Here is a 1,797-nt window from a genome sequence, read left to right on the forward strand (position 1 = left end):
CAGAATAATCCGGCATCGCTCGGAAAAAGATCGGGCAACACGATGCTTGCGGATCTGACCAATCAAATAACTGCGCTCTTCCTCGCTCAACATCAACGGATCTGTTGGGCGCCCCCGGTAGCCAGCCATCACTTCTCTCCCTCTGTGCAGGAGGAAGAATCAATGACAGGAACTTCAGTTCCAGATGACTAGCATTACAGTTGCACCCTTGAGTTCCTATGTCTTCTGTCTGTGAGGATGGGAGGCGGCAATGGCTGCATCTGTCGAAACAATGCTGGATCTTTGGTCCTCAACCCTGCGCGAGGGTAAGGCACGGCTTCGTCCGCTGTTCGGGCATCCAAGCGTGGCGGAGTCCGCCGCAGCGTTCCTGGACAGTCTGGTAGGTCCAGAACGTCGCAAAACGGGCTGGATGCGGGCGGAAGCGGCAGGCGATGCAGGGCCGTGGCGTCAGCAGGCCGTGCTGGGGCGTAGCCATTGGGATGCCGGCGCTTTGCGCGATGTTGTGCGCGAGTATGTGGTTGAGACGCTGGGATCGCCGGAAGCTGTCCTGGTCATCGATGAGACCGGCTTTTTGAAGCAGGGCAAGGCCTCGTGCGGCGTTGCGCGCCAGTATACCGGCTCTGCCGGCAAGATCACCAACTGCCAGATCGGTGTCTTTGCCGCTTACGTCTCAAATCATGGCCATGCTTTGATTGACCGCCAGCTTTATCTGCCCAAGGACTGGGCTGCGGATAAGCGGCGGCGTGCTGGAGTCCACGTGCCGGAGGAGGTGACGTTTGCCACCAAGCCGGCGCTGGCCGTCAAGATGATCAGCCGGGCGGCGGCCGCCAGTGTGCCTTTCTCCTGGGTCAGTGGCGACAGTGTCTATGGCGTTGGTGAGATCGAGATGCTGCTCCGGCGCCTGGGGAAAGGCTATGTTCTAGGCGTGACAGGCAGCCATCAGATCTGGTCCTGGAATACGGGGATGTCGGTGTCAGACACCGCTGCGGACATTGCACAGAGGCTGGAGCCTTCCTGCTGGCAGCGTTTATCAGCAGGATCCGGCACCAAGGGAGAGAGGTGGTACGACTGGGTTCATCTCGAACTCGCCACCCTCACGGCGGCCGAATTCGGCGCGGACGTCCCTGGCCTCTGGACGCGCGGGCTGCTGATCCGCCGCAGCTTGTCCGACCAGAACCTGGCCTTCTTTACGACCTGGTCTCCCGCCGGCACACCGGTCGAAACTCTGGCCAGGGTTGAAGGTGCCCGCTGGGCCATTGAGGATGCCTTTGAGACGAACAAGACTGAACTCGGCCTCGACCATAATGAAACGCGAAGCTGGCATGGCTGGCACCGGCACGTCTCGCTCGTTATGCTGGCCTTTGCCATGCTGGCGGCAGTTCGCCGCCGGGCAAATGAGCGGCCGACCGGGGGCCGGAAAAAAGGGGCTGCGCAGAGCCGGAGTTCGTCCGCTGGTCGGTGCAGGAAATCCGCCGCGTCGCCTCCCGATTGGACCAAAACAGGATTGAACCAAGCTTTGTCATCGCTTGGTCAACCTGGCGACGCGCCCATCAGATGGCAGCCCGAGCAGCCCATCTCAGACGAAGGGTGCAACTGTAATGCTAGGGCGCAAACTCATAAACTTGGTTGAGTTCCGGACGCCAGCGTGATTCAACAGCCTTCCTGTAAAGGAGAGGCAGATGGCGCGGCGGCGATACGAACTGACGGACAGGGAATGGGCAATCATTGAACCCTTGCTTCCCAACAAGCCGCGCGGTGTTGCACGCGTAGACGACCGTCGGGTGATCAATGGCATTC

The 1,797-nt window shown here is 60.4% G+C and carries 3 pseudogenes; 2 read left to right on the plus strand and 1 reads right to left on the minus strand.

Annotation, left to right across the window (positions count from 1 at the left end):
- Positions 1-129, minus strand: a pseudogene (locus VIG90_RS17375) (IS630 family transposase); the annotation flags it as partial.
- A 121-nt stretch (positions 130-250) separates the two neighbouring features.
- On the opposite strand from VIG90_RS17375, the pseudogene VIG90_RS17380 reads away from it, so the two are divergent.
- Both VIG90_RS17380 and VIG90_RS17385 read left to right on the plus strand, forming a co-directional pair.
- Positions 251-1,405 (plus strand): annotated as a pseudogene (locus VIG90_RS17380) (IS701 family transposase); the annotation flags it as partial.
- Positions 1,406-1,679: 274 nt separating this feature from the next.
- Positions 1,680-1,797 (plus strand): annotated as a pseudogene (locus tag VIG90_RS17385) (IS5/IS1182 family transposase); the annotation flags it as partial.

Origin of the sequence: Pedomonas sp. (genome assembly GCF_036515995.1) — a bacterium.
Classification (GTDB): domain Bacteria; phylum Pseudomonadota; class Alphaproteobacteria; order Sphingomonadales; family Sphingomonadaceae; genus Pedomonas.